Genomic DNA, 23,265 nt, shown 5'->3' with positions numbered 1-23,265 from the left:
GGCGTCTTTCGGGGCGTCCGGCCCACTTTATAGAATGGAGGTCTTAGATGGGGAGAAAACGATTTGAGTACGAGATACGCGGTTACAGGTATGCGCCTGAGAGTTTCCGGGCTTTTAAAGGATTGCCGGGACAGAAAATGGAGCAGATCTCGTTGTCGGGTGAACAGCGTCGGAAAATGGGCTATCTCTGTATGACCCAAGGCGGCAAGGCGGGTGTAGCCTATGTAAAGCACATCGAGCGGGAGCGGGAACACAAGTGCCGGCGGTACATGACCTATGGCTTTCTTCTCAAAGACGAGCCGCATCGGTATGTGTATTGCTCCAATCTTCGGTGTAGGGAGAGTGACACGCCCAAAGAGCGCCTGCGTATCCTGCGCCTCTACCGGGAACATCTGGCCCAGACCGGCGGGCGTATTGAACAGAGTACCGAATGTGAGTTTGACGGAAATTTCCGCCCGGTTCATGTGCGGAAAAATTATGTGGTTGCCGACTTGAGCCGGCCGGTAGTGGTCTGGCTTTATACGGCATGAAAGGAGAACTCCATGAAACAGCTTGGAAATCTGGCCGTGGTCTGCGCCCAGCGCCCCGATGTGCTGATGCAGATTTATGGCAGCGAGGTAAGCGTACACACAGGAGAGGGGCCGGAACGGGCCGTCCTCACTGCAAAATGGGATGATGATGAGACGATCCAGAGCATCATCCGGGAATTGAATTTTGGCCGGTATGCCCCGGACAGGGAAAGGATGGTGCGGCATGATTAAAAACCTGAACCAGCTCAAACGCGCTCTTCGGCCTGGTATGCGTCTGGAAGTTATCGGCCACTGCCGGCCGGGGTGCATTGGGCAGCTGCGGGAGGTCACTTGGGTCAATACCCAGGGCTTTTATACCAAAACGCTCAATCCGCCCGATCCGAAGCTCAATGCGGCAAACGAGGGGCGCGGCGCCATCCTCTGGTGGGGAGCCGCGCGCACCTGGGAATTTGAAGATGGGGTGTGCAAGTCATACACCCGTAGCGAACATACGGCGGAGACGCTGATTATGGCGTTCCGTGTTTTAGAAAAGGAGGCGGCCTGATGGACCAGAATTTGTTAATGAAGCAGCGGGAGCTGAACGACCGGCTCAACCGCTACCGGAATGAGTATTACAATCTCAACAGCCCAAGCGTCAGTGATGCGGTCTATGACCGATTGTTTGAGGAACTGCAGGAGTTGGAAAGTGCAACGGGCGTCCAGATGTCAAATTCGCCCACCAATACCGTAGGATACCCGGCGGTCAGCAAACTGGAAAAAACAAATCACTCGATTCCGCTGCTGTCTCTGGATAAAGTGAAGAATGCGGAGGATTTGTGCCGCTTTATGGGAGAGCATCAGGTGATGTTCATGCTCAAGTTGGACGGCCTTACCATCAAGCTGACCTATGAAGGGGGCAAATTGGTGGAGGCAGCTACCCGGGGCGACGGTGATGTGGGCGAAATCGTGACCCACAACACCCGCGCTATTGGCGGCATCCCCGAGAATATCCAATATGAAGACCGCCTGGTGGTCACCGGCGAGGCGTTCATCCGCCCCAGCGATTTTGAACAGCTGAAGACCACTCTGGTGGACAGCGATGGGAAACCCTACAAGAACGGCCGCAATCTGGCGGCCGGCTCAGTGCGCCTGTTTGACGCCGGGACCTGCCTGGGACGGCGACTGATGTTCATGCCGTTCACTGTGCTGGAGGGCATGGAGGAACTGCCTCGCAAGTCGGAGCGCCTCAAGGCGCTGCGGCCGCTGGGCTTTCTGCCCTGCAAGTACATGGTCACCAAGCGCCCTTTGACGCAGAAGGAAACCGAGGACGGTATCCGTCAGCTCAAGGAGTATGCGGCGGACGCTGATATTCCCATTGACGGTATCGTTATTACTTACAACGACATCGCGCTGTCCAAAAGCTGCGGGCGCACGGGCCATCACTACAAGGACGGCCTTGCCTTCAAATTTGAGGATGATTTGTTCCAGACAAAGCTCCAGACGATTGAATGGACGCCCGGCCGCACCGGCGAGATTGCCCCGGTTGCCATTTTTGAGCCGGTGGAGATCGACGGATGCGAAGTGTCCAGAGCCAGCCTGCACAACCTGTCCTTCATTGAGGATCTGGAATTGGTGCCGGGCTGCCGTATCCTGGTGAGCAAGCGAAACATGATCATTCCCCATGTGGAGGAAAACCTGGACCGGGGCAATTTTTCTATGGATGCCGTGATCCCGCACCAGTGCCCCTGCTGCGGAGAACCGACCAGAATCCATGAAACCAGTGGCCGCGGTGAAAACGGCGAGGAACGGGTCATCAAGACCCTGTTCTGCGACAACGCCGCCTGCGAGACCCGGCGCCTTAAACAGTTCGTCCATTTTGTGAGCAAAAAGGCCATGAACATTGAGGGACTGTCGGAAGGAACGCTGGAAAAGCTGATTGGCCGCGGCTGGATTCACAGCTATCTGGACATTTACCGCCTGGATCAACATAGGAATGAGATCATCCGGATGGACGGTTTCGGTGAAAAGTCCTGGCAGCGTCTTTGGGACGCCATCCAGCAGAGCCGCAGCACGACATTCGAGCGGTATGTTATCGCTATGGACATCCCGATGGTCGGCAATACCGCCAGCAAGGTCCTTTGCCGGGAATTTCACGGCAGTCTGGACGAATTCCGGGATGCCGTCTATGGGGGCTATGACTTCCGACAGCTCCCGGACTTTGGAGAGACGCTGCACAACAACATTCAAGAATGGTTTAACAAGGAAGAAAATTTCTGTATTTGGGAGGAATTACAGATGATGATGAACATTCAGAAACCGGTGGAGGCCGACAACCAGACCATCAACAGGGACAATTCTTTTTCCGGAAAGACCATTGTGGTCACGGGAAAGGTCGAGCCTTACACCCGCGACGAGATGAACAGCCTGATCGCCTCATTGGGGGCAGTGGCCGGCAGTTCGGTGACCCGCAAGACCGATTATCTGGTCTGCGGCGAGAAAGCCGGCAGCAAGCTGTCCAAGGCGCGGGAACTGGATATCCCGGTGCTGACGCCGGAGGAATTTTTCCGCATGGCCGGTGTGGCTTAACCAGTCGGTTCATCAGAGTTTGACAATGGGGAGAGGGCGGTCTGCGTCCTCTCCCTATATTTTTATGGAGGAACACCATATGGAAAGAAAGTATTTCATCCCTGTTGTCAATCGCGTTTATACCAACCGCAATAATAAACAGTACCGCTGCACCGGCTTCGTGGAGGGCAGCTGCCCGTGGGAAACGGTAGCCTATTTCACAAGGCTGTCCGACGGCTGGAGCCTGACTGCGCATGGACCGCAAATTTACGAAGATGGGACGATTGAATGGAACTATTCTACCGGCGGGCATTGGCCGCAGTGAAAAGGAGGGAAATATTGTGACCCAAGAAATTATACCTGCATACAGCACCTTCCAGAAGGACATAGATCTTACGCTGTATCACGCCTTTGCTGAATTGGTTGTACAGACAGCCCAGGACGGTGAGGCGAGAATCCTCTACCGCCAGCTGGAAGCGAGACAAATCTGGCAGGAAGATCAGAATGTTTCCAGCTATTTTGAAGCTTACAGCCTGCGCTATCCCGGCGAAGTGCTGGAACGCTTCGAGGAAAAACTGGGGACAGACATACGCATCCTGCGCGCGCTGGCGCTGGCCCTGGGCTACACCCGCCGGTGCCAGGCCGACACAATGTTTGTGGGCAATCAGCGGAACGATTTTATTCAAAAACTTCGCAGGACCACCGGGACGGATGTTTACCTGCAAGGCGCGCTCTATCTGCTGGAAACCGACGCTCTCCGGCGCCGCACGCGGCTGGATGAACTGGCCGCCAGGGAATACGCCAGGACGGAGGAGGCTCTGTTTGTGCTCTCCCTGTTTGATGATCCGGAGACCGGCTATCGGGCTATGCGGCCGCAGCTGACGCGGCTGTTTGGACCAGAAAGGACGATTTCTATGGCACGGGATTTCGGCGTGCTGGAATGGTTCATCCGTTTCTACGCTGAAGAGGCAAAACGCTATCGGGGAAAAAACGATCTGGTATTGCGGACGCTGATGAAGCTGCCCTACATGAACATGAAGCCGGACAGTCGGGAATTTTCGGTTTTGCATACTGCCGGGTACAGCATGGAAGAGATTACAATGGCAAATTCCCTGGCGGTGTGGGCCGACCGGATACCGGACCGGCTCTCATCCAAAGGCATTGTGGCGGAAAAGATCGCGGTGGCCTGCGTCCGAATGCTGCTGAACGGCCCGGATGGACAGCCGGAAGAGATCTATGCGTACATCAGCTGGCTGTTCCAGGTTTACAAGAAATTTGAGGTCAGGTACGAGGGATATCAGGATCTCTGGGCAGCCATCCAGACGGGGCTTGCACCCACAGCCCCCCAGACTATCCTCTGGATGAATCAAACAATTAAAAGACAGTTCCCTTATCGCTTCGATGTCTTCGACCCGCGATACGACATTCTGGCAAACGAGCTGAGTAATGAGGAATATGCGGAACTGTTTACCGTGCAGATGCTCCGTTCCCGTGCGGCGATCCCGCTACGGCGCTGGCTTACGCGGTATCAGGCCCTGACTGGTGTGGAGTATATTGAGTATTTTAACAAGCGCCATTGGCTTACGCTTCGCAGCTTTGTTTTGCTGGTGGAGCGAAAGGAGATCAATTTGTGGCAGTTTTTTGAGCAGCACAAGGGGGACGGGGCTCGTGCCCATCCTCTGGAGCTTTTAGAGGAATATGCGCTGAAAATCTCCAGCTGTCGGTGCTTTCGGTTTGCGCAAAAGCTGTTCAGTCAGTACACTTTCTCCCAGCTACAGGAAATTTTCGGAGATAACTTTTATTTCCACCAGAAGTTTGTCAAGAAGGAAAGCTATTATAACAAAAAAGTCCAATCGTTCTCTATGGTCCGGCCGTTCCTGACAGCGGAGCAGCACCGCCAGCTTTATGACTGGATCGATGCCTCGCTCTTTCAGACAGAGCCGGAATACTATGATTCGTTTGTCCTCTGTGCCCTGAAGGCCCCGGTGATCCAGCGCATCTATGACAAACCGCTGCTGGCGTCTGTGCTGAGGCAGCTTCTGACACACGATGCCTGCAATGGCTACGAAGTAAATCAGTTAAAGGAGCGGTTCTATTCCAAGGAAGAAATGGAGACCGACCGAAAAGCCACCGCCGAACAGGAAGAACAGGAAAAGGAACGCCAGTGGCAGCAGCAGGTCATGAAGTGTCAGGAGAAACTGGCAAGTTGCTATAATGGCAGCGCGGAATCCCTGATCCAGTTCATGCACGGATATCATTTTGGTGAGATCAGGAAAGCTGCGCTGGGTATGGTCTATGAAAAATTGTTGGAATGGCCGGCAGGCTACGCTCAGACCCTTGAGGCGGCGGAAATGTGGAAATTTTTTGAGCTGTGCGGGAGTCTTGTGATGTATGAGCCTCGGCCGCGCAGAGAGATATTGACAATGGTGCAAACCATCGTAGGAGGTGAAGCAGCATGACAAACACATTGAAGCATTTAGCCCTGCTCGTCCGCATGGAGAGCAGCGGCCTGAAACTGGGGTTGACGGGAAAATTCCCGGAGGATGCCCTGGACCAGACCTGCGAGCGGGTGGAAACTTTTCAATTACAGAACAGGCTCCGCACCGGAAATGACAATACGCAAATTCAGAAGGAACTTGTACGGACGCCGGAATTTGCGGCGCTCTACCATGCGCTGTGCAATGATGGGGTGGATGACCGGTCGATCACAAGTATGCTCCAGTCGGCTGTAGCCTGCGATGAGCAGTTGACGCAGTATCCCAAAGAACAGGTGCTGGCGGCAGCGGGAACGGATATCCCTTTGTCCCTGCGATTTTATTACATGAAATTCTACCTGCCGTTTATCAAGTATGAGGAAGAAGGAGAGGCCATCATTGACAACATCAATGCCTTCCCGGCCACAGAACGGGAGGAATTATCCGCATTGACGGACGCACAGAAGAACATGATGCGGCAGCCGTTTCTCGGCCCGTACCTGTTCAACTGGAACAACAATGCGCGCGAGGCGCTGGAGCTGCTGGAACAGAACAAGCCCCTTCAGCGGGTCCTGACACTGCTCTACCGGCAGGGGGTGGCGCTTGATCTGAACGCGGCACGGCTCAAAGACCTTTGCTGGGTAGAGACGGCCGATGTGATGAAATTCCGCCGCCTGCTGGCCGCCTTTGAATATGATACCGAAGACATCGATGCCTTTTTTGAGCGGTGGCTGGAAAATCACGCGGGGCAGTATGACCTTAACTGGTTTATCTCGCACACAGCGCCGCTGGACAAAGGACAGCGGCAGGAGATCCTGCGAAATGACCTGAGCTATCTCAACGCCCTGTACTCCGGGAGGCTCCATCTGGATTTCAGCTCTATCCGGCGTCATCAATTCCCTATCCTCACTTATGCAGTGCGGCATGGGAAGAAGCATTTTCTGGATCTGGTGAGCGAGCACAGCGAGCTGTTCCTTTCGCTGGGACGGTATGCGCTGCTGTTTGAGGATAAGTTCTGTGAACACTGCAACCTCAACAGCCTCACAGCCAGGAACCTGCAGGCGTGCGATACAGTAGAACGCGGCAGCAGCCATTTTGACCTGCTGGAAGACGGCAGGCAGTACACCTTTGAAGAGATGTGGCTGCTGTGGCAGCAGGATGAAATCTATGTCCGGCTCTACGCCATGCTGACGCCCCTTTCCGTGGACAGACGGCTGCTCACTTTGCGCCAGCTATTGAAGCATGGGCTGGTCAGCCACCACATGGAAGACCAGGAACTGGAACAGCTTGCCCGGTGTCTGCTGGAAAAGCCGTTCAGTGAGTGGTATCGAGGCACTTTTGGACACATCCGCGGCCTGACCCGGAGGACGGCCATGTGGCTGCTGCGGAAATATGAGCAGCTGCAGGTATTTATCCAGGAGATGCAGTCCGAGGCGGACGCGATCTTTGCGCTCAACAACGGGGCGGTGATTGCCGGACAGAAAAACTGGACGCAGGTTCGTGCCGCTGTTTTGACGATGGATCGGGACTGGCTTGACCTGAAAGAAAGGTTTTCCATTACCGATGAATTTGTGGAGCAGCACAGGGAGCCGGTCACCAATTTCCTGCTGCGCGGCGGCAGTGCGATGGTGCGCTCTCTGTACGGCTACCTGCAAGGCAACGACAAGGCTATTGAGGCCTTGAGAAGGATCGTACAGGCCGAACTGATGGGCCAATTCTATGCGTTGAAATATTTTGCCGATGACCTGCAGCGGGAGATTCGCTATCCCATCAGCGAGGTGCAGGAGGCAACATGGAAACCCAATCTCACACTGAAGCGGGGAGCATTTTCCGCGGAAGAAGCGGATGATTTCTACTTTACGATGAGGCTGGGAGAATTGCCCCGCACCACATGCCTTTCCTGCTGGGACGGAAACCAGAGGGACTGCCTGCTGGCAGCCTTTGATTCCAACAAGAAGATGATCTTGATTCGGAAAGGTGAAGACATTGTGGGCCGCGCCTGCATCCGGCTGACAAAAGGGGCGTTCCAACGACCTGCGGACTTTAATTTTTCTTTTGCTGATCTGGCTCAAGTGCAGTCGGCGGATAAAAAGCGCGCTGCTGACGAAATGCTGGTTCTGTTTTTGGAGCGCATCTATACTTCCAGATTGAACGATGAAGAAGTGAAAACCGCAATGAAGCTGGCCGTTTCCCTGGTGACGCAGAAAGCGGCGGCCATCGGCGCCGTCGCTGTGCTGGCGCGGCGCTATCTGGGCTGCTATGACCGCGATCAGTATGTTGGCAGCCACTTCTATGTGTATATCTCAAAATCCAAAAACGGACAGCAGTATCTGGATTCAATGGGAGGCGCCGCGGTGACTTCCCACAAAGAGCAATATACGGGGGCTGTTTTTCTCGTAGAACAGGCGGCGATGCGCACGGCAGCGCCGCAGAAGGAGGATGAATTATATGAATGACCGCACTCTGGTAAAATTACGATGCAATAAGGAAATGTTGGATATTCGGACTGTATCCTGGACCCGGAAATCCCCCTACAGTTTTTCCATTTTGAGAAGCGAACTCCAGCAACTGGAGCAACGGCCACAAAACCGGCTGATTTCCGGTGACTGCGGTTCCTTTGCCGTCCTGCGGCTGACGCAGAGGCCAGGTGACATGAAGATGCTGGAGATCCGGTTCACCTGGCTTCAGGAGATCGGCGCCGGTAAAGTACACGGCTGGCAGGAGAATATTCGGCTACCCTATGAGCCGTTCCATGTTTTTGTGGAAAATGGAGAGGATATGGATGGCGCAGAGTGGCGCCACCTTTCCGTTCCGGAAATGCTCATGCCTCGTTATGAGTTCCACAGCCGGAAAAATCTCCATGAGGTTGCCCGGCGGCCCGTTCTCCGGCGCAAGCTGGGACGAGTCCTGGGGCGGCATTTCCAGTGGCGCGGCACAGAAAAGATCGTCATTTATGATGACGGCCAGCCTTACAGCTTCTTTTTTGAAGAATACACGCCTTATGGCATAGGGATCTGCGGCGGTATCATCCTGAATAGCGCCGAGGACTTGGCAAAGGCCCAGTACAGCGTACATACCTAAACAGTACGCTGATTTCGTGTAACAAACGCAACGCCGCCGGGCAGAGGGATTTTCCTTCTGCCCGGCGGTATTTTTTGTTTCCAATGGAAAAGTTCATATTCCTATGATATACTCATATCAGCTTCAAATTCAAATCACGATATAAGGGGGCGAAACTCTTGGATAATAACAGCAACAAAAAGCGGGAAAAAATAATCACATTCATTTTTGGGGCGCTTCTAATCATCATCGTCCTGGCCATAATCGCCATATTCAGCGGTGCAATTATGCGTCTGCTCGGCTTTGAATATGAGAGCGTCGGCGGCTTTATCCTCTATTTTATAATCGCATCGGTTGTTTCGTATCCCATAAATTTAATAGCGGGCGCACTACCAAAAGCTTTGCTTAATCTTGACAGAATAACAAGGGAAATAGCTGTCTGTATGTATGTGTTGTTAGATACTATCGCTACATTTTACGGTTTCTATATCGTCGATTATTTCATGCCCTCTGTATCTGCAAATACTATTTCGCTGATTGTTTTGGCTCTGGTGTTTGCGCTCTTTGGGATTAGCGATATCAAGAAAAAAGAGTGCTAAGTTCACTTTTTTCACATTTTCCATTATGATACTTTGTATAGTCGCCGTATTTATCTGCACTTGCAGTTATGGCAGCTTCGTTCCGCTCCCAATACAATCCGATGATTTCATTGTCCTTCATTGCGTCCTCCTTTCCTGTTGCGTAAAGGCCTTTCACCTATATACACAACAAAATTTGTTATTCATTGCATGAAAAATGAAAAAAGGTTAAAAAATTTGGGGGACTCAAAAGTATAATTTCAACCGCGAACTCTCAGTGCAATTTAGCTTTTCAAAAAATTATACCACAGTGCTTCGGAAATCTGTACTGAACTGTGAAAAGTAGCGCCGCCTCGATTCTAACGAGGCGGCGCTGTTCTTCTATTTTGTTGTGAAGCGGTAGCCGTGGCCCCGCACTGTTTCGATGATGCCAGTCCCCAACTTGCGCCGGAGCTTATAGACCATGCTGGAGATCCCCGTCCAGCCGGCGTCAAAGGAGTCCGTGGCGACAGCTTCATAGATCTGGCGGGCAGTGAACACCTGCCCCGGCCGGCGGGCCAGCAGGAGCAGAATATCAAACTCCATCGGCGTCAGGTCTACCATTTGGCCGGACTGCCACACAAGCCTGCGCTGCGGGTCGATTTGCAGAGAGCCAAAGAGCAGCGGGGCATCTGCGGAGGCGGTCACTGTGGAGAAGTTCGCAACAGAAGCAAGAGCCGTCACAGTGTTTGCAAAGATGGCGTCCTCGTCGTCGCTGAAGGATAGAATTATAAATTTCCCAATTTTCCCCCACCTCCTAATTTTTGCTCGAATAATTTACAATCACTTATTTGACTTAGCATTATATAGCCCCATTAGCCACAGATACACTTCATCCAATGCGCCGCGATTGATGCTATATATCCTCTGTTTTTCTACTTGACGACAGCAAATTAAGCCACTCCTTTGCAACAGAGAAAGATGATAAGAAATCGAGGCAGGTGTTATCTGAAAATATCCTGCAATCTCTCCGGCAGAGTGTGGTTTTTTGCTTAGCCGCGTTAGAATTTCTCGTCTGGTTGAATTTGATAACGCATGGAATTTTTTGTCCAGTGCATTTTCGCGCCCATTTCTCATAATGTATCTCCATTGTTCCCGATAACAAAATATTACCATTATGGGAATATTAAGTCAAGAGAAAACGCCCTGTGCATATAGGGCGTTTTTCTCTATTCGTCCGCTTTATGCTCCGGGGAGATAATCAATCCAACCGTTCTTAATCTGCGACCCGGCTCTGGTTTATTATCTTGAAGTGGATATAAGATTTGAGCAATATCCGATACCACTTTTTCCAGTTCCTCATCTGTCAAATAAACATGAGAAAGGCTAAGACCAGACCGATCCCTTTTTATGTCAATTCCCGGTGTGTCGCAGTATTCTTGAAAAATCTTGGCGAAGGTCAAAAAATACTGAAAGAACATCTGCATATAAATGGCACCAGAATTTTCTCCGAGAACTGATGGAGGATCAGACGGGTCAAAAGTTAATGCGTAAGTCTTTTCAACTGTTCCGCGTATTGGTGTTTCATTAACGATTTTCAATAGTCCATCATCGGTCATTCGTTTCAAATTACGATATAGTGTAGTTTGAGGAATATCTGAGCATTTTTCAGCCAAATACTTTGCGGTAACTTCCCCTCGACGCATTATTTCTATCAGCAGGCGGCTCTTGGCCGGATTTGAAATACATTCCATAATCTTTTCATTCAAATTCTTACTGCCCATGTTCAACCTCCTTTTTGAAAATATTATCATTTCGGAAATAAAAAGTCAAGGGAGGGTATTGCTTTTTTGTTTCCATAGTGGTAATATAACCTGTGCGGGAATATTAAGGCGAAAATGTCGAACCCCCGCAAATATCGATACGAATTATAACAATAGGAGGTAAATTGGTATGTCTTTGTTGCAGGAAATATTTCCGCTTCTTATTCCCATCTTTGTGATTGATGTGATCCTTGCCGTGGCCGCTGTCCGGCATATTCTCCGGCATCCGCATTATCGCTTTGGGAACAGGGCTATGTGGCTTGTAATCTCTCTGGTTATCCTTATGTTTGGCCCGATTATCTATTTTGTTTTTGGGAGAGGTGAGGAAAAATGAATGTGCTTTCTATCCGCAATCTATCTAAAAGTTTTGGACAGCAGCAAATTATAAAAGATCTGAATATGTCTGTTCCAGAGGGGAGCGTTTTTGGCTTCATTGGACAAAACGGTGCAGGAAAAACAACAACAATGAAAATGGTTTTGGGGCTTTTGCAGCCCGATCAGGGAGAAATCCTTGTGTGTAATGAACCGGTTCGCTTTGGGCAGACCAAAACAAATCAGTATATTGGATATTTGCCGGATGTGCCGGAATTTTATAACTATATGACTGCAATGCAGTATCTTACACTGTGCGGAGAAATTGTTGGCCTTCCCAAAGAAAGCATTTCTCAAAAGGGAAAAAAGCTACTTTCCCTTGTCGGTCTTGATGGCGTAGAAAAGCGTGTTGGCGGTTATTCGCGTGGTATGAAACAGCGCCTTGGAATTGCACAGGCGTTATTGGCTGATCCTAAACTGCTGATTTGTGATGAACCTACCAGCGCCCTTGACCCGGTGGGAAGAAAAGAAATCTTGGACATTCTTTATAAAATCCGTGGGACAACAACGGTTTTGTTTTCAACGCATATTTTATCCGATGTGGAGCGCATTTGCGATCATGTGGCACTCTTGAATGACGGTAATATTGCTGTTGGCGGAACGCTTTCGGAAATCAAAGCGTTGCATAGCCATGACAGCCTGTTAATTGAATTTTCAACCGAGGCCGATTTACAGCATTTCAAAGAATGTATGACAGGACAATCGCTCCTGAACGGATCAGAAGAAAAGGGGCGGGAAATTGTAATACACAGCCGGGAGATGAAAAAGGCCCAGCATACCATCTTCTCCACTTTAGCCGAAGCAGACCTTGTGCCGGTCAAGGTGGAACTTATGGAGCCGTCGCTTGAAAGCCTATTTTTGGAGGTGATAAAATGAAAGGCTATATTGCATTTGTAAAAAAAGAGTTTGTAGAAAATCTAAAAAACTACCGCTTTTTAATCCTGTTTGCAATCTTTGCGGTTTTCGGAATGTCCAGTGCTTTTCTGGCAAAATTCACGCCGGAAATTATAGCTGCATTTGGAGCCGGATTAGAAATCACCGAGGAACCTGTCGCCCTTGACGCATGGCAGCAATTCTTTAAAAACATATCCGGCATTGGATTTAGCGCATTTATCATTCTGTTTGGAAGCTGTATGTCCAGTGAGTATTCCAAAGGGACATTGCTACTGCTGGTGACAAAGGGATTGGCAAGGCCATCTGTGATTATGGCAAAGTACACCGTAGCAGCAGTATCTATGACGGTTAGCTTTTGGGTGAGCTTTGTAGGTGCCTATGGATATACATATTACCTTTGGCCAGATGCTTCACTTTCAAATGTTGTACCGTCTGCGTTTTTTATGTGGATGATTGGATTTCTCTATCTTAGCATCCTCATACTCGGTTGTGTTCTATTCAAGCAGACTTTTACAAGTATCCTGTTTACTGGCGGGATTGTAGCCCTGTTCTCTGTTTTAAGTGTTGTAAAACCGTTATCTGCCTTTAACCCGGTTGTCCTCACTTCACGAAATGTTGACCTGATTTCAGGTGAGATTTCAATGACGGAGTTTCTTATTCCATTTATTGTTTCAGTGGTTTTATCTGTGGTATTTTTAGCGGCAGCAATCCGGGCATTTAATAAAAAGCAGTTATAAAGCCCGAAATTTTACTCCCTCATTCCCCAAAATAAAGAAAGGTTGCTGTCGATTACACTATCGAGCCAAATTGTTGAACATACCGATATAACAGCAGCGCCGCCCCGGTAGAGCCGAGGCGGCGCTGTTCTGCTATTCTGGTGTGAAGCGGTAGCCGTGGCCCCGCACTGTCTCAATGATGCTGGCGCCCAGCTTGCGCCGGAGCTTATAGACCATGCTGGATATCCCCGTCCAGCTGGCGTCAAAGGAGTCCGCAGCAACAGCTTCATAGATTTGGCGGGCGGAGAACACCTGTCCCGGTCGGCGGGCCAGCAGGAGAAGAATATCAAACTCCATCGGCGTCAGGGTCACCATCTGGCCGGACTGCCACACAAGCCTGCGCTGCGGGTCGATTTGCAGAGAGCCAAAGAGCAGTGGTGCATCTGCGGAGGCGGCCACCGTGGAAAAGTCTGCGACTGAAGCAAGGGCTGTCACGGTATTTGCAAAGATGGCGTCCTCGCCATCGCCGAAGGATAGAATTATAAACTTCCCATGTGGATCACCTCCAATTACTTCCGAATTCTATCAGTGAAGTCAAATACATCTTCAATTTTCATATCAAATAGTTGCGCAATATCAAAAGCCAGCCAAATAGATGGATCGAAACGACCTGATTCTACAGCATAAATTGTCTGGCGGGAGACATTAACCATTTGCCCTAGATCTGTTTGAGTCAACCCATTTTCTACTCGAAGTTGTCGGACTATATTTTTCAATCTTCCTTCCTCTATTGGTGTGGAGTTTGTTCTAAAACTTCTTTCAAATGATTTGTGCAGAGACATTGAAAGTGACAAGCGGCTTAATTAGCAATATTTTTTCTTAAAGAGTGCGACTGATAGAATATAGGAAATTGCAAAGAGTACCAGAACGCCAATAAAGCCGATAGCCATGCTTAAATCAAAATGCTCTACGATAAATCCCATAATTGCGTTATCAGTTACTTTTGACCAAATTCCAAGTACAACCAGCAGGATAATCAAAATGAACATCACCGCAAATCCTGCATTGACACCCATCCAATAGTTAGAGGGCAAAATAAAGGCGAGGAACAGCAGCACAATACAGAAAGAGGCTACCGACAAGAAAAGATAAAACCCATATCGATATGCGGGAAAACAGAAATAGGAAATGGTGTTTACTACAAGCGCAACACACAATCCAATGACAGCACCAATGCCTGCAAAGGCATATCGGCTGGTAACGATTTGTTTTTTGGAAAGTGGCAGAGCAACGGCATATTTACTCCATTTCCATTGTTCATCGGAGTTTGCAAGAGTAATAATCATAGAAGCAATTTCCAACGGAACAAGAAGAAAACTGATGTAAATAGAACCAGCTCCTTCCAGAATAATCATCAACGCAGCGATAATGGCGAGATCCATGATAAGGCGGGCAATTCCGTATTTTTTCTTGACTGTCAGAAAATCTTTTGTCAGTAACCCTTTCATTTCATTTCCCCCTTTACATAGAATAGCATGATTTCTTCAATCGTAGCAGGTCCAACGATTACATCTGGGTTCTTTTTAGTGATTGTGTGCCGATTCCGAACTAGGACCTTATATTGGTAATCTTCTTTTCGATAGGCAATAATCTGCGATTTGTCCATAGCATCAAATACGGCAGCTTTACAGTTGGCTATTCCGTAATTGTCAATCAAATCGTCTTTCTCATGAGAAAAGACTAGTTTGCCCTTATGGATGAAAGTAATATAATCTGCAACCTTTTCCAAGTCACTGGTGATATGAGAGGATACCAGTACAGAGTGCTTTTCGTTTTGAACGAAATCAATCAGCATGTCTAACACATCATCGCGAATAATTGGGTCTAGGCCGCTGGTAGCTTCATCCAAAATCAGTAGTTCTGCATTGTGAGATAATGCTACGGCAAAGGCCAGCTTCACTTTCATGCCTTTGGAGAAGTCTTTTATTTTCTTGTTTTTTGGCAATTCAAACTTTTCAAGGTGCTGATGGTAGAGCTGCCAATCCCAGCCAGAGTAAATGCCACACATGAATTTTCCGATTTCTTCTGGCGTGAAAATGTCAGGGAAGTGGTTCTCATCAAATACGACGCCAAGTTTATCCTTGATCTCAATTTCGTCTGCAATATGATCCTTGCCAAAGATGAGGACTTGACCATCGCTTTTTTGTGTTTCATTTAAAATACAGTTGATAGTCGTAGATTTGCCAGCCCCATTCTCTCCTATTAGGCCCATAATTACGCCGCGAGGTAAAGCAAAGCTCACTCTGTCAAGAACAAAATCGCCATAGTCTTTTGATAGCTCTCGGATTTCTAAAACATTATCAGTCATCATTCATCCTCCTGATACATAAGTGTAAGCAGTTCGGTCAGTTTATCCAGAGATATTCCGCTTGTGCGGGCAATCTCGATTGCCTCTGCAAATTTTTCTTCTATTCTCTTTTGTTGTTCTTCCAGGTAGAAGTCCTGATTTTGTGCTGATACATAGCAGCCTTTTCCTGCCGTTATTTCGATGAACCCATCATCTTGTAGGCAACCATAGGCTTTTTGAACAGTCAAAATACTGATGCGTAAGGATTTTGCCATAGCTCTCACCGAAGGAAGTGGCTCACCGGCACTTAGTTCACCGCTCATAATAGCGGCTTTAACTTGAGATGCGATTTGTTCATATAGCGGCTGGCTTGCCTTGTTGCTTACGACAATCTCCAATCTATCTCTCCTCCTCTCTGTTATGCACTGTATTAACTGTATTGCTCTATGATAACAGTATATAACGGAAATACGCTGATGTCAATAGACTGACAAAAATTATAGCTGCATCTCTTAATTTTTGAGGTACAGCTATTTGCAGAATTTCATTGTAATTTTGCCTTCACCTGAGGTATGAGAGCTGCATTGTCGCTGGCGCTCATACCTCTTTGCAATATAACAGTAGCGCCGCCCCGGTAGAGCCGAGGTGGCGCTGTTTTGCTATTCTGGTGTGAAACGGTAGCCGTGGCCCCGCACCGTCTCGATGATGTCGGAGCCAAGCTTGCGGCGGAGTTTATAGACCATGCTGGAGATCCCGGTCCAGCCGGCGTCAAAGGAGTCCGCGGCGACAGCTTCGTAGATCTGACGGGCGGTGAACACCTGCCCTGGCCGGCGGGCCAGCAGGAGCAGAATGTCAAACTCCATTGGCGTTAGGTCTACCATTTGGCCGGCCTGCCACACCAGCCTGCGCTGCGGGTCGATTTGCAGAGAGCCAAAGAGCAGTGGTGCGTCTGCGGAGGCGGCCACCGTGGAGAAGTCTGCGACAGAAGCAAGGGCCGTCACAGTGTTTGCAAAGATGGCGTCCTCACCGTCGCTGAAGGATAGAATTATAAACTTCCCATGTGGATCACCTCCTCTTAAATTTTTCCTTGTATAGTTACTTGATTATTTATTTTACTTAGTTTTATATAGATTTTGTAACCATAGATACAATTCATCAAGTGCATCATGGTTGAGGCGATATATCCTCCGTCTTTCTACTCGGTGGCAGGAAATCAACCCACTCTCTTGCAATAAGGAAAGATGATAAGAAATTGAGGCAGGTGTTATCTGAAAGCAAGTTGCAATCTCTCCGGCAGAGTGTGATTCTTGGTTTAACCGCATCAGGATTTCTCGCCTGGTTCGATTTGACAACACTTGAAATTTCTTATCCAGTGTGTTTTCAGACTCCTTCATCATGGCGCATCTCCGTTGTTTCAAACCAAATATATTATTTGCTAATCTGCACGGACGGGTATAACTGTCAATAGCAAATGCGCCCATTATTCTTGGGTTATATCTTTTTCGTGATTTGGCAAAAGATAATCAATGAGTATATGCAAACAGCTATAATCCAAAGACCAATTCCCAGCAAAAATATAAGATTGTTGTTTTGCACAAACAAGACAAGCAAACATTGAATAATCCCAAAAGGAATCGCCGTGTATCCAGCAAACCGATGTGTTTTTTGCCAGCATAGTTTATCCTTTAGAATCCAAGGCAATTTAAACCCAATGCGGCTGCGGTAAGGCATTTGTGGCAATAAATTCCCAACCAATACCATTACGCCTCCCACGATAAGCACTATGCCTTTCATGTAATTCATCTGCAAACCACAGTATTTAGCTACCGTGACAAAATAGAAAAGAAAAACTCCAAGCCCCAAGAGGTTAATCGCAGTCAGAGTAATATCATTTCTCACTTTGTTATCACTTTTGGAGATTTTATGAGGGAAAAATGCCACAATAGCTAACGCTAACAAAAGAGCAAAACAAATCCCGATAAAAACCCAGCGGGAAGGGCTTTGCATGAACAAAGGGATTTCACTGGGAAGGTACTTAAAACACAGAACCGTCCCTATGATGAATATAATCAAGAATATCGTATTCAGACTTCTATATAGTTTCATTCTCGTCTCCCTCTTTTCCTACCGTTTTATTGGTATCAAAAAACTCCAAAAATGCGCCTAAAGTTGTTTGCAATACAGAAGCATTCAGGGAATAAGTAACGGACATCCCCGTCCGCTCGCTTGTCACTAACCTTGCTTCTTTCAAAATGTCAAGGTGCTTTGATATGGCAGGCTTTGAAATCGTAAAGTTTTCAGAAATCTCTTTCGCTGTCATATCACCATTCGCAAGCAGCTTTAGGATTTGTCGTCTGGTATCATCAGATAGAGCTTTGAATACAGTAGTCATCTAAACGAATCTCCTTTCTATAATACTGTATTCATTTTTTCTTTCGCGTGAATTGATGGTAAATCAAATACGGAACCGGCGTAAGCAGCAGAATAAAATACTTGCTTGCATACCATCCTGCCTCGCCATTTGCATCAAAATGGAAAGGTATCTTGTCTGGAAGAAAAAATGTTGCCACAAACAAAATGACAAAGGCTCCGATCAATAGCGCCACAGGGATCAAGTTCTTCTTACTCATAGCTTCTTCCTCCTTTTGATTGATTGACATATTTTGAAAGGCAATTACTCCCGATGTGAAGCAATTCCTTTACACACAAGTAAAATTAAAATACATACGCTGCACAACAGAAAGGTTATAACGCCCCCGGCAAGGAATCCATTCTGAAGCATTTTTGCAACCGCAAATATATATCCTATTGAAATTGCGATGCAAAGCAAAATGGATAAAACCACATTAACATTCTGCTTAATCGCCTCTGTTTCATTTGTCCATTCCAATTTGGGCCGCTTCATGTCGATCCATACTCCGATCAAGTTCCATAACGCTGCAAATGATATGCCAACAAGAGCAATTACTCCAATCTGGATAAGACCATAGTGGAAGTAAACCTTAAATATGAAGCAATTTATGATAATCCCCATCATTGAAATACTTGTAGAAAACAGGGCCTTCACAAACGCTTGCTGCTTTAATGAATACGGAATAATCTTCGCTATCCAGAAACTTGCCCCCTCTCTGGAAAAACTGCTGGAAGCCACTACATTGATTGTGGATGTGAGGACTATAACCGCAATCGCAAATAACATTGCATAGAAGGAAAACTCCGGGGCAGATACCAAGGTTCTTATTTGTTCTATACTTTCTGCGGTTGTACTGATCCGGAAAGACAGCGGCAGTAAAAAGGGGGTAACAAAAATCCCAAACAGTCCATTTATGACATATACTGGATTACGGAAAAAAGTTTGATACTCTTTCTTAAAATAACTTCTCAGCTTTGACGACGAGCTGTATTCCATCGTCGATAAACGAATCCGTCCTTCTTTATCATAAATGGCATATTTCTTTCCGATCACAAGATAGCTCAAATAGTAATAGCCGCCAATAAATATCACAACAAGTATCATGCAGAGCAGCTTTAGTACGGGATGAAAACCGATATACTGATTATAGAATGGGAATGGTACAATGAAATCATTAACCCAGTTTAATAAGTCTCGTTTTTCATCTATTTGTCCATTGGATAATAGACCGCCAATCACGCCGCCCGCAAAATACACTATGATTCCTGCAACCACCAGCAGTGTCCTCATGCGTTTCAGAAGCATGGCAAATTTCAAGCATATTGTCACAAGAACCGCCAAAGGGAACACAACAATATGAGGAAGTATTGCTGCCGCAGAGATATATGTAATTATCACAGAAACATTTCCCATGTATTGCGCGTGAACTATACAGACGGGAAGCAGCAGTAAAGTTTCAATCCCATAGCAGAACAAGATTACGGTAATGTACTTGCCTGTAAAAACATCACATGGCCTCACAGGAAATAGCAGCAAGTGTCCTATATCCTTTGAAAAACAAAAAACGTTGATCAGCAGGAAGGCGCTCGCAATCGAGAGTATCATTGCCACTGCAAACAGTGTAAGCCGACAAAACAATGCTCCCAGCCCCAACTCGGAAAGTCCATCATAAAGCTGTCCCAGCATTTGAAAATAGTAGTAATAGAACACGCTTATAATACTTAAAACAAAGCAACTCAGCACAATAACGTAGGCGTCAGGGCGTTCTTTTAACTTATATCGGAAGTTCAAAAAGCTAAAATTGATCTTACCGATTGCTTTGCTTAATTGAAAAATCTTTGCCCATCGGTACATCATTAACCACCTCCATATAAATATCCTCTAAAGAAGTTTCGGAAGGGTTATCTCGAAGTTCGATTGTTTTCTTAATCATGCCAGCTTGCATAATTACAATTTTATCACATAGGTTCTCACAAATTTCCAATATGTGAGAGGAAAACAGAACCGATTTTCCGAAGGTCGCCCTGGATTGAATCAATTTCTTCAAGACCTGAACCGCTTCTACATCCAGTCCCGTCATCGGCTCATCTAACACCCAAAGAAGGGGATCATTCACCAGTGAAGCTATAATCGCAATTTTCTGCTTTGTCCCATGAGATAATTTTTTGATAGGGCTGTTCAGATATTTTTCAACCTGGAACGCCTCTATCAGCGGAGCATAAATTTTACCTCTTGTTTCAGAAGGTACTTCGTACATATCCGCTATAAAATTCAAATATTCCTTTCCCGTAAGATTGTTGTATATATCATGGCTGTCAGAAACATAGCTGATTTGTTTCTTGTATTGCATGGGGTGTTGCTCCAGAGAGTAATTACCAAGGCAGATAGAGCCTTTTTCAATCGGTAGTAATCCCAAAATCAGCTTTAAGGTTGTGGTTTTTCCAACTCCGTTTTTCCCTAACAGGCCAACGATTTCTCCATCCAACACAGAAAAGGTAAGATTGGTCAGCACAGGTACTTGCGGCTGGTAATGAAAAGACAAGCTGGACACATTCAACAAGGTGAACACCCCCTTCATAGCTTTTAACCTTTTGGTTAATTGGTTATTTTCAGTATAGCACTATGTTTGAGAAATGTCAATGCACAAGGCAATTTTCTCAATTTTGCCTTCGCCTGTTGAGAAAGGCGTCATCCAGGCGTAAAGGATATGTATAAAGCAAAAAAGGAGGCATTCACCTATGTTAATTGGTGTCGATCATGGCAATAAACAAATTAAGACGGTTCACTGCACCCCGTTCGTTTCCGGCCTGCAGCAGAGCATGACCCGGCCGTTTGGGCCGAGCCTGCAATACAGCGGCAACTACTATACGCTCTCCAACGAGCGCATTCCTTACCGCAAGGACAAGACTGGGGATGACCGCTTCTTTATCCTCACCCTGATTGCGATTGCGGAGGAATTGACGGCCCGCGGCGTTGACGAGAAAGAATTGTACCGTATCCAGCTGCCGGTGGGGCTGCCGCCGGCCCACTTCGGCGCCCAGGCGGAAAAGTTCACTGCCTATTTCCAGAAGAAAGGGATCGTAGAATTCCAGTACCGGGACAAGCACTATGCCATCAGCATTGATGATGTGGCCTGCTATCCCCAGGCATACGCGGCGGCGGCCACCATGCTCCACACGCTGATGAATGAGGCCAAGGCGGTAGTAGTGGACATTGGCGGCTTCACGGCAGACTATCTGCTGATGAAAAATGGAAAAGCCGACCTCAGCTCCTGTGATTCGCTGGAAAACGGCGTAATCCTGCTTTACAATAAGATCAGGTCCAGAGGCAACGCAGAATTGGATCTTCTGCTGGATGAGGGAGATGTGGACGCCATCCTCACCGGCAAGCAGACGCAGTACCCGCCGTCGGTAGTCCGGTTGGTGGAGCAGCTGGCACAGGAGTTCGTCAACGACCTGTTCAGCACCCTGCGGGAGCGGATGCTGGACTTGCGCTACTGCACGGTGGTCTTTGTGGGCGGCGGCGCCATTCTTTTGCGCCGGCAGATTGAGGCATCCGGAAAAGTGGGTAAGCCGTTGTTCGTCTCCAATATCAACGCCAATGCAGCCGGATATGAGTATCTGTACCGCCTTGAAGCTGCGGGCAGGTGACAGCTATGGCGGCCAAGAAAGAACGGGGGCGTTTTTCCCTGCGGTTCAATATCAGCGACCCGATCCATTTGGCAACGGTCGAACTGCTGGAAAAACAGCCTGACCACGGGAAAGCACAGTATATCGCCAATGCAGTCGTTTTCTACGATACCCACTTCGCGGATGATCCACAACCGTTAAGAGCAGCGGCACCGGCCATAGACCGGGCCGCCATTGAAGCCATCGTGCGTGAGATTCTGCTCCAAGAGACGAGGCACTCTGAAAAGCCTGCCGCCGCCCCCGCCGCCTGCCCGGATGCAGAAACAACAACGGCCCCGGTGCCGCAGGAGCGGACGCCGGAGCCGGAATATGTGTCGGAGCTGGGAGAGGAACCGGAGGCAGATGATGCGATCCTCGGCCTGATCTCCAGCACAATGGAAGCTTTTCGCCAGGGGAGATGATATAAAAAGAGGTATGAGGGCTGCATTGCCGCTGGCTCTCATACCTCTTTTTCTTCCTGTATAGCCGCGATGAAGTTGTCGATAATATTTTCCAGGTGTCGGTATTGGCAGGGAGTCAACGACGAGACCTTTTGATTGAGCAAGCGGGTGTCACCTTCCACGACCTGACCGCGCAGCAGATAGTCTGTGCTGATGTCAAGCGCATCGCAGATCTTCAGCATCGTTTCAGGCCGCATGGCTTTCGTGCCCAGCTCCGCAGTCGAAACGGTCTGGGGCGTGACATGCGCCATCTTGGCCAGAGCCTCTTGTGTCAATTTTAGTTGTTTGCGCCGGTCCAGCATCCGCTGGCCCATTTCTTTCAAAAGTTCGCCCATTCGCAACCCTCCATGCTATAGCTATATTTTATCCGCTATAACATAAAAAATTAAGCGGCCATGGTTGAACTTCATCAGCCATAGCAAGTATAATGGGCTATATTGAGAAAAAAGTTTCTGGAGGAGATGAGATGTCCCAGTTTTACTCGTGTGCAATTACCAGTCAGCGGCCTACACGGTTCAAATTCAAGTATCAGGAATATATGACCTCGTGCAAGCGCCTGAAGAAACGGCTGCACGATGTTTTTACCGAACTGTACCGGCGCGGTGTGCGCCGGTTCTATGTTGGTGGGGCCCTTGGCGTTGATCTATGGGCCGGCGAGATCCTGCTGGAAATGCGCCGGCAGGAAGAGTACCAGGAGCTGGAGATCGTGCTGGTCTACCCGTTTCCGGGCCATGACGAGCGATGGGACCCAAAGAGTCGGGAGCGTCTGCGCCATCTGAAGGAAAACTGCGACCAGTTTGTAATGGGCAGCAAAATCGTGGGGGCCCAGGGGTATCGGGAGCGCACTGCCTACATGGTAGAACACGCTGATTGCCTGGTGACCGTGTGTGATGATGAGACTGCTGGCCCGAGCGGCGTGGAGGCGGTGTTGCGGATGGCAGAGGCGAGGAAACTGCCTGTGGTATTGATCCATCCAGATACGGGAAAGGTATCGGGATTAACTCTGGTATAAAGGAAACCGTTCCTTTATGAATGTATGGCCGGTTATAGTAGTGATGGCCGTATCTATTATGAGCAGAGCTGTTACGGGATACATCTCTCCTATGCAGCAAATTAAAACAAGATATGGAATGGTATCAGAGCGGCACATCCATATCAGTAATCGGATACGCTACCGGCTATGAGCAGAGCCGGAAATCTGCGGAGAAGTTTATAGCCCTGATTGACAAGTATGAGAATTTCGACACGCTGACAAACACCATGCTCAACGAGTTTGTAGAGAAAATTCTTGTCCATGAGCGCGCCCGGAAAGGCAGCCAGGACACCACGCAGGAGGTTGAAATCTACTTCAACTTTGTGGGCCGGTATATCCCGCCCGCCTTGCAGCCGGTTCCCCTGACCCCGGA

General features: G+C 48.3%; 31 protein-coding genes and 1 pseudogene. 16 read left to right on the top strand and 16 right to left on the bottom strand.

Annotated elements, in window-relative coordinates:
• Positions 1–47: 47 nt before the first annotated feature.
• From B5E42_RS17290 to B5E42_RS17250, 9 genes are all read left to right on the top strand, one after another.
• On the top strand, positions 48–530 hold the full coding sequence (locus tag B5E42_RS17290; protein WP_087241935.1) for a hypothetical protein: 483 nt from the start codon (positions 48–50) through the stop codon (positions 528–530).
• Between the two features lie 12 nt (positions 531–542).
• Complete coding sequence (locus tag B5E42_RS17285; RefSeq protein ID WP_006573947.1) at positions 543–761, top strand: hypothetical protein; 219 nt, start codon at positions 543–545, stop codon at positions 759–761.
• The gene (locus B5E42_RS17280) at positions 754–1,074 is read left to right on the top strand and encodes a hypothetical protein (RefSeq protein ID WP_006573946.1); all 321 of its coding nucleotides are present in this window, start codon (positions 754–756) and stop codon (positions 1,072–1,074) included. Before B5E42_RS17285 ends, B5E42_RS17280 begins: the two co-directional genes overlap by 8 nt.
• Positions 1,074–3,095 carry an NAD-dependent DNA ligase LigA gene (gene ligA, locus B5E42_RS17275; protein WP_087241933.1) on the top strand — a complete coding sequence of 674 codons (2,022 nt, stop codon included), beginning with the start codon at positions 1,074–1,076 and terminating at the stop codon, positions 3,093–3,095. Before B5E42_RS17280 ends, ligA begins: the two co-directional genes overlap by 1 nt.
• Before the next feature lie 79 nt (positions 3,096–3,174).
• Entirely contained in the window at positions 3,175–3,399 is a 225-nt protein-coding gene (locus tag B5E42_RS17270; protein ID WP_040647389.1) for a hypothetical protein, read from the top strand.
• A gap of 16 nt (positions 3,400–3,415) precedes the next feature.
• Positions 3,416–5,533 (top strand): hypothetical protein, encoded by a 2,118-nt coding sequence (locus B5E42_RS17265; RefSeq protein WP_087241931.1) that lies wholly within the window; start codon positions 3,416–3,418, stop codon positions 5,531–5,533.
• On the top strand, positions 5,530–8,004 hold the full coding sequence (locus B5E42_RS17260) for a hypothetical protein (protein WP_087241929.1): 2,475 nt from the start codon (positions 5,530–5,532) through the stop codon (positions 8,002–8,004). Before B5E42_RS17265 ends, B5E42_RS17260 begins: the two co-directional genes overlap by 4 nt.
• On the top strand, positions 7,997–8,629 hold the full coding sequence (locus B5E42_RS17255; protein ID WP_087241927.1) for a hypothetical protein: 633 nt from the start codon (positions 7,997–7,999) through the stop codon (positions 8,627–8,629). Before B5E42_RS17260 ends, B5E42_RS17255 begins: the two co-directional genes overlap by 8 nt.
• Positions 8,630–8,787: 158 nt before the next feature.
• Positions 8,788–9,207: a regulatory YrvL family protein gene (locus B5E42_RS17250; protein WP_058963793.1), complete on the top strand. Its 420-nt coding sequence runs from the start codon at positions 8,788–8,790 to the stop codon at positions 9,205–9,207.
• Here B5E42_RS17250 and B5E42_RS19785 read toward each other — a convergent pair.
• The 4 genes from B5E42_RS19785 to B5E42_RS17235 form a co-directional block, all read right to left on the bottom strand.
• The gene (locus tag B5E42_RS19785) at positions 9,188–9,328 is read right to left on the bottom strand and encodes a hypothetical protein (RefSeq protein ID WP_242868335.1); all 141 of its coding nucleotides are present in this window, start codon (positions 9,326–9,328) and stop codon (positions 9,188–9,190) included. The genes B5E42_RS17250 and B5E42_RS19785 overlap by 20 nt on opposite strands.
• Positions 9,329–9,567: 239 nt before the next feature.
• Positions 9,568–9,789: a winged helix-turn-helix domain-containing protein gene (locus tag B5E42_RS19780; protein WP_242967220.1), complete on the bottom strand. Its 222-nt coding sequence runs from the start codon at positions 9,787–9,789 to the stop codon at positions 9,568–9,570.
• Positions 9,790–10,008: 219 nt separating this feature from the next.
• Positions 10,009–10,302 carry a metalloregulator ArsR/SmtB family transcription factor gene (locus B5E42_RS17240; protein ID WP_077138516.1) on the bottom strand — a complete coding sequence of 98 codons (294 nt, stop codon included), beginning with the start codon at positions 10,300–10,302 and terminating at the stop codon, positions 10,009–10,011.
• Positions 10,303–10,394: 92 nt separating this feature from the next.
• Positions 10,395–10,949, bottom strand: a complete 555-nt coding sequence (locus B5E42_RS17235) for a helix-turn-helix domain-containing protein (protein WP_227604675.1) — start codon at positions 10,947–10,949, stop codon at positions 10,395–10,397.
• A gap of 169 nt (positions 10,950–11,118) precedes the next feature.
• Between B5E42_RS17235 and B5E42_RS17230 the strand changes: the two genes are divergently transcribed.
• Genes B5E42_RS17230 through B5E42_RS17220 form a run of 3 tightly spaced genes read left to right on the top strand, consistent with a single transcriptional unit; the run spans position 11,119 to position 12,991 of the window.
• The gene (locus tag B5E42_RS17230; RefSeq protein WP_058963791.1) at positions 11,119–11,322 is read left to right on the top strand and encodes a PLDc N-terminal domain-containing protein; all 204 of its coding nucleotides are present in this window, start codon (positions 11,119–11,121) and stop codon (positions 11,320–11,322) included.
• The gene (locus B5E42_RS17225) at positions 11,319–12,236 is read left to right on the top strand and encodes an ABC transporter ATP-binding protein (protein ID WP_058963790.1); all 918 of its coding nucleotides are present in this window, start codon (positions 11,319–11,321) and stop codon (positions 12,234–12,236) included. Before B5E42_RS17230 ends, B5E42_RS17225 begins: the two co-directional genes overlap by 4 nt.
• Positions 12,233–12,991 (top strand): ABC transporter permease subunit, encoded by a 759-nt coding sequence (locus B5E42_RS17220; protein ID WP_058963789.1) that lies wholly within the window; start codon positions 12,233–12,235, stop codon positions 12,989–12,991. The genes B5E42_RS17225 and B5E42_RS17220 overlap by 4 nt, the downstream gene beginning before the upstream one ends.
• 132 nt (positions 12,992–13,123) lie before the next feature.
• On the opposite strand, the gene B5E42_RS19775 is transcribed toward B5E42_RS17220, so the two are convergent.
• The 11 genes from B5E42_RS19775 to B5E42_RS17160 form a co-directional block, all read right to left on the bottom strand.
• The gene (locus B5E42_RS19775) at positions 13,124–13,345 is read right to left on the bottom strand and encodes a winged helix-turn-helix domain-containing protein (RefSeq protein WP_242967218.1); all 222 of its coding nucleotides are present in this window, start codon (positions 13,343–13,345) and stop codon (positions 13,124–13,126) included.
• Positions 13,346–13,539: 194 nt separating this feature from the next.
• Positions 13,540–13,746 carry a helix-turn-helix transcriptional regulator gene (locus tag B5E42_RS17210; RefSeq protein ID WP_087241923.1) on the bottom strand — a complete coding sequence of 69 codons (207 nt, stop codon included), beginning with the start codon at positions 13,744–13,746 and terminating at the stop codon, positions 13,540–13,542.
• Between the two features lie 87 nt (positions 13,747–13,833).
• The gene (locus B5E42_RS17205; RefSeq protein ID WP_087241921.1) at positions 13,834–14,478 is read right to left on the bottom strand and encodes an ABC-2 transporter permease; all 645 of its coding nucleotides are present in this window, start codon (positions 14,476–14,478) and stop codon (positions 13,834–13,836) included.
• Positions 14,475–15,341: an ABC transporter ATP-binding protein gene (locus B5E42_RS17200; protein WP_343214205.1), complete on the bottom strand. Its 867-nt coding sequence runs from the start codon at positions 15,339–15,341 to the stop codon at positions 14,475–14,477. The genes B5E42_RS17205 and B5E42_RS17200 overlap by 4 nt, the downstream gene beginning before the upstream one ends.
• The gene (locus B5E42_RS17195) at positions 15,338–15,715 is read right to left on the bottom strand and encodes a GntR family transcriptional regulator (RefSeq protein WP_087241917.1); all 378 of its coding nucleotides are present in this window, start codon (positions 15,713–15,715) and stop codon (positions 15,338–15,340) included. Before B5E42_RS17195 ends, B5E42_RS17200 begins: the two co-directional genes overlap by 4 nt.
• A 261-nt stretch (positions 15,716–15,976) precedes the next feature.
• Entirely contained in the window at positions 15,977–16,198 is a 222-nt protein-coding gene (locus B5E42_RS19770) for a winged helix-turn-helix domain-containing protein (RefSeq protein WP_242967216.1), read from the bottom strand.
• Between the two features lie 610 nt (positions 16,199–16,808).
• Complete coding sequence (locus B5E42_RS17180) at positions 16,809–17,423, bottom strand: SdpI family protein (RefSeq protein WP_087241911.1); 615 nt, start codon at positions 17,421–17,423, stop codon at positions 16,809–16,811.
• Positions 17,410–17,709, bottom strand: coding sequence for an autorepressor SdpR family transcription factor (locus tag B5E42_RS17175; RefSeq protein WP_087241909.1), 300 nt, complete (start codon positions 17,707–17,709; stop codon positions 17,410–17,412). Before B5E42_RS17175 ends, B5E42_RS17180 begins: the two co-directional genes overlap by 14 nt.
• Before the next feature lie 31 nt (positions 17,710–17,740).
• A complete protein-coding gene (locus B5E42_RS17170) occupies positions 17,741–17,947 on the bottom strand; it encodes a DUF1648 domain-containing protein (RefSeq protein WP_087241907.1) in 207 nt (68 codons plus the stop codon).
• Positions 17,948–17,991: 44 nt separating this feature from the next.
• Entirely contained in the window at positions 17,992–19,587 is a 1,596-nt protein-coding gene (locus tag B5E42_RS17165; protein ID WP_087241905.1) for a hypothetical protein, read from the bottom strand.
• Positions 19,538–20,308 carry an ABC transporter ATP-binding protein gene (locus B5E42_RS17160; protein ID WP_087241903.1) on the bottom strand — a complete coding sequence of 257 codons (771 nt, stop codon included), beginning with the start codon at positions 20,306–20,308 and terminating at the stop codon, positions 19,538–19,540. Before B5E42_RS17160 ends, B5E42_RS17165 begins: the two co-directional genes overlap by 50 nt.
• A gap of 160 nt (positions 20,309–20,468) precedes the next feature.
• On the opposite strand from B5E42_RS17160, the gene B5E42_RS17155 reads away from it, so the two are divergent.
• Together B5E42_RS17155 and B5E42_RS17150 are read left to right on the top strand one after the other, a co-directional pair.
• Positions 20,469–21,380: a ParM/StbA family protein gene (locus B5E42_RS17155; protein WP_087241901.1), complete on the top strand. Its 912-nt coding sequence runs from the start codon at positions 20,469–20,471 to the stop codon at positions 21,378–21,380.
• 5 nt (positions 21,381–21,385) lie between these two features.
• Positions 21,386–21,820 (top strand): hypothetical protein, encoded by a 435-nt coding sequence (locus tag B5E42_RS17150; protein WP_087241899.1) that lies wholly within the window; start codon positions 21,386–21,388, stop codon positions 21,818–21,820.
• Between the two features lie 38 nt (positions 21,821–21,858).
• On the opposite strand, the gene B5E42_RS17145 is transcribed toward B5E42_RS17150, so the two are convergent.
• Positions 21,859–22,194: a helix-turn-helix transcriptional regulator gene (locus tag B5E42_RS17145; RefSeq protein WP_006573917.1), complete on the bottom strand. Its 336-nt coding sequence runs from the start codon at positions 22,192–22,194 to the stop codon at positions 21,859–21,861.
• A gap of 131 nt (positions 22,195–22,325) precedes the next feature.
• On the opposite strand from B5E42_RS17145, the gene B5E42_RS17140 reads away from it, so the two are divergent.
• Together B5E42_RS17140 and B5E42_RS17135 are read left to right on the top strand one after the other, a co-directional pair.
• Positions 22,326–22,871 (top strand): SLOG family protein, encoded by a 546-nt coding sequence (locus tag B5E42_RS17140; protein WP_242962713.1) that lies wholly within the window; start codon positions 22,326–22,328, stop codon positions 22,869–22,871.
• Positions 22,872–23,032: 161 nt separating this feature from the next.
• Positions 23,033–23,265: pseudogene (locus B5E42_RS17135) on the top strand (DUF4368 domain-containing protein); the annotation flags it as partial.

It is taken from the genome of Flavonifractor sp. An10 (assembly GCF_002161215.1).
Lineage (GTDB): Bacteria > Bacillota > Clostridia > Oscillospirales > Oscillospiraceae > Flavonifractor > Flavonifractor avistercoris.
This window is presented reverse-complemented; position numbering and strand designations above follow the sequence as displayed.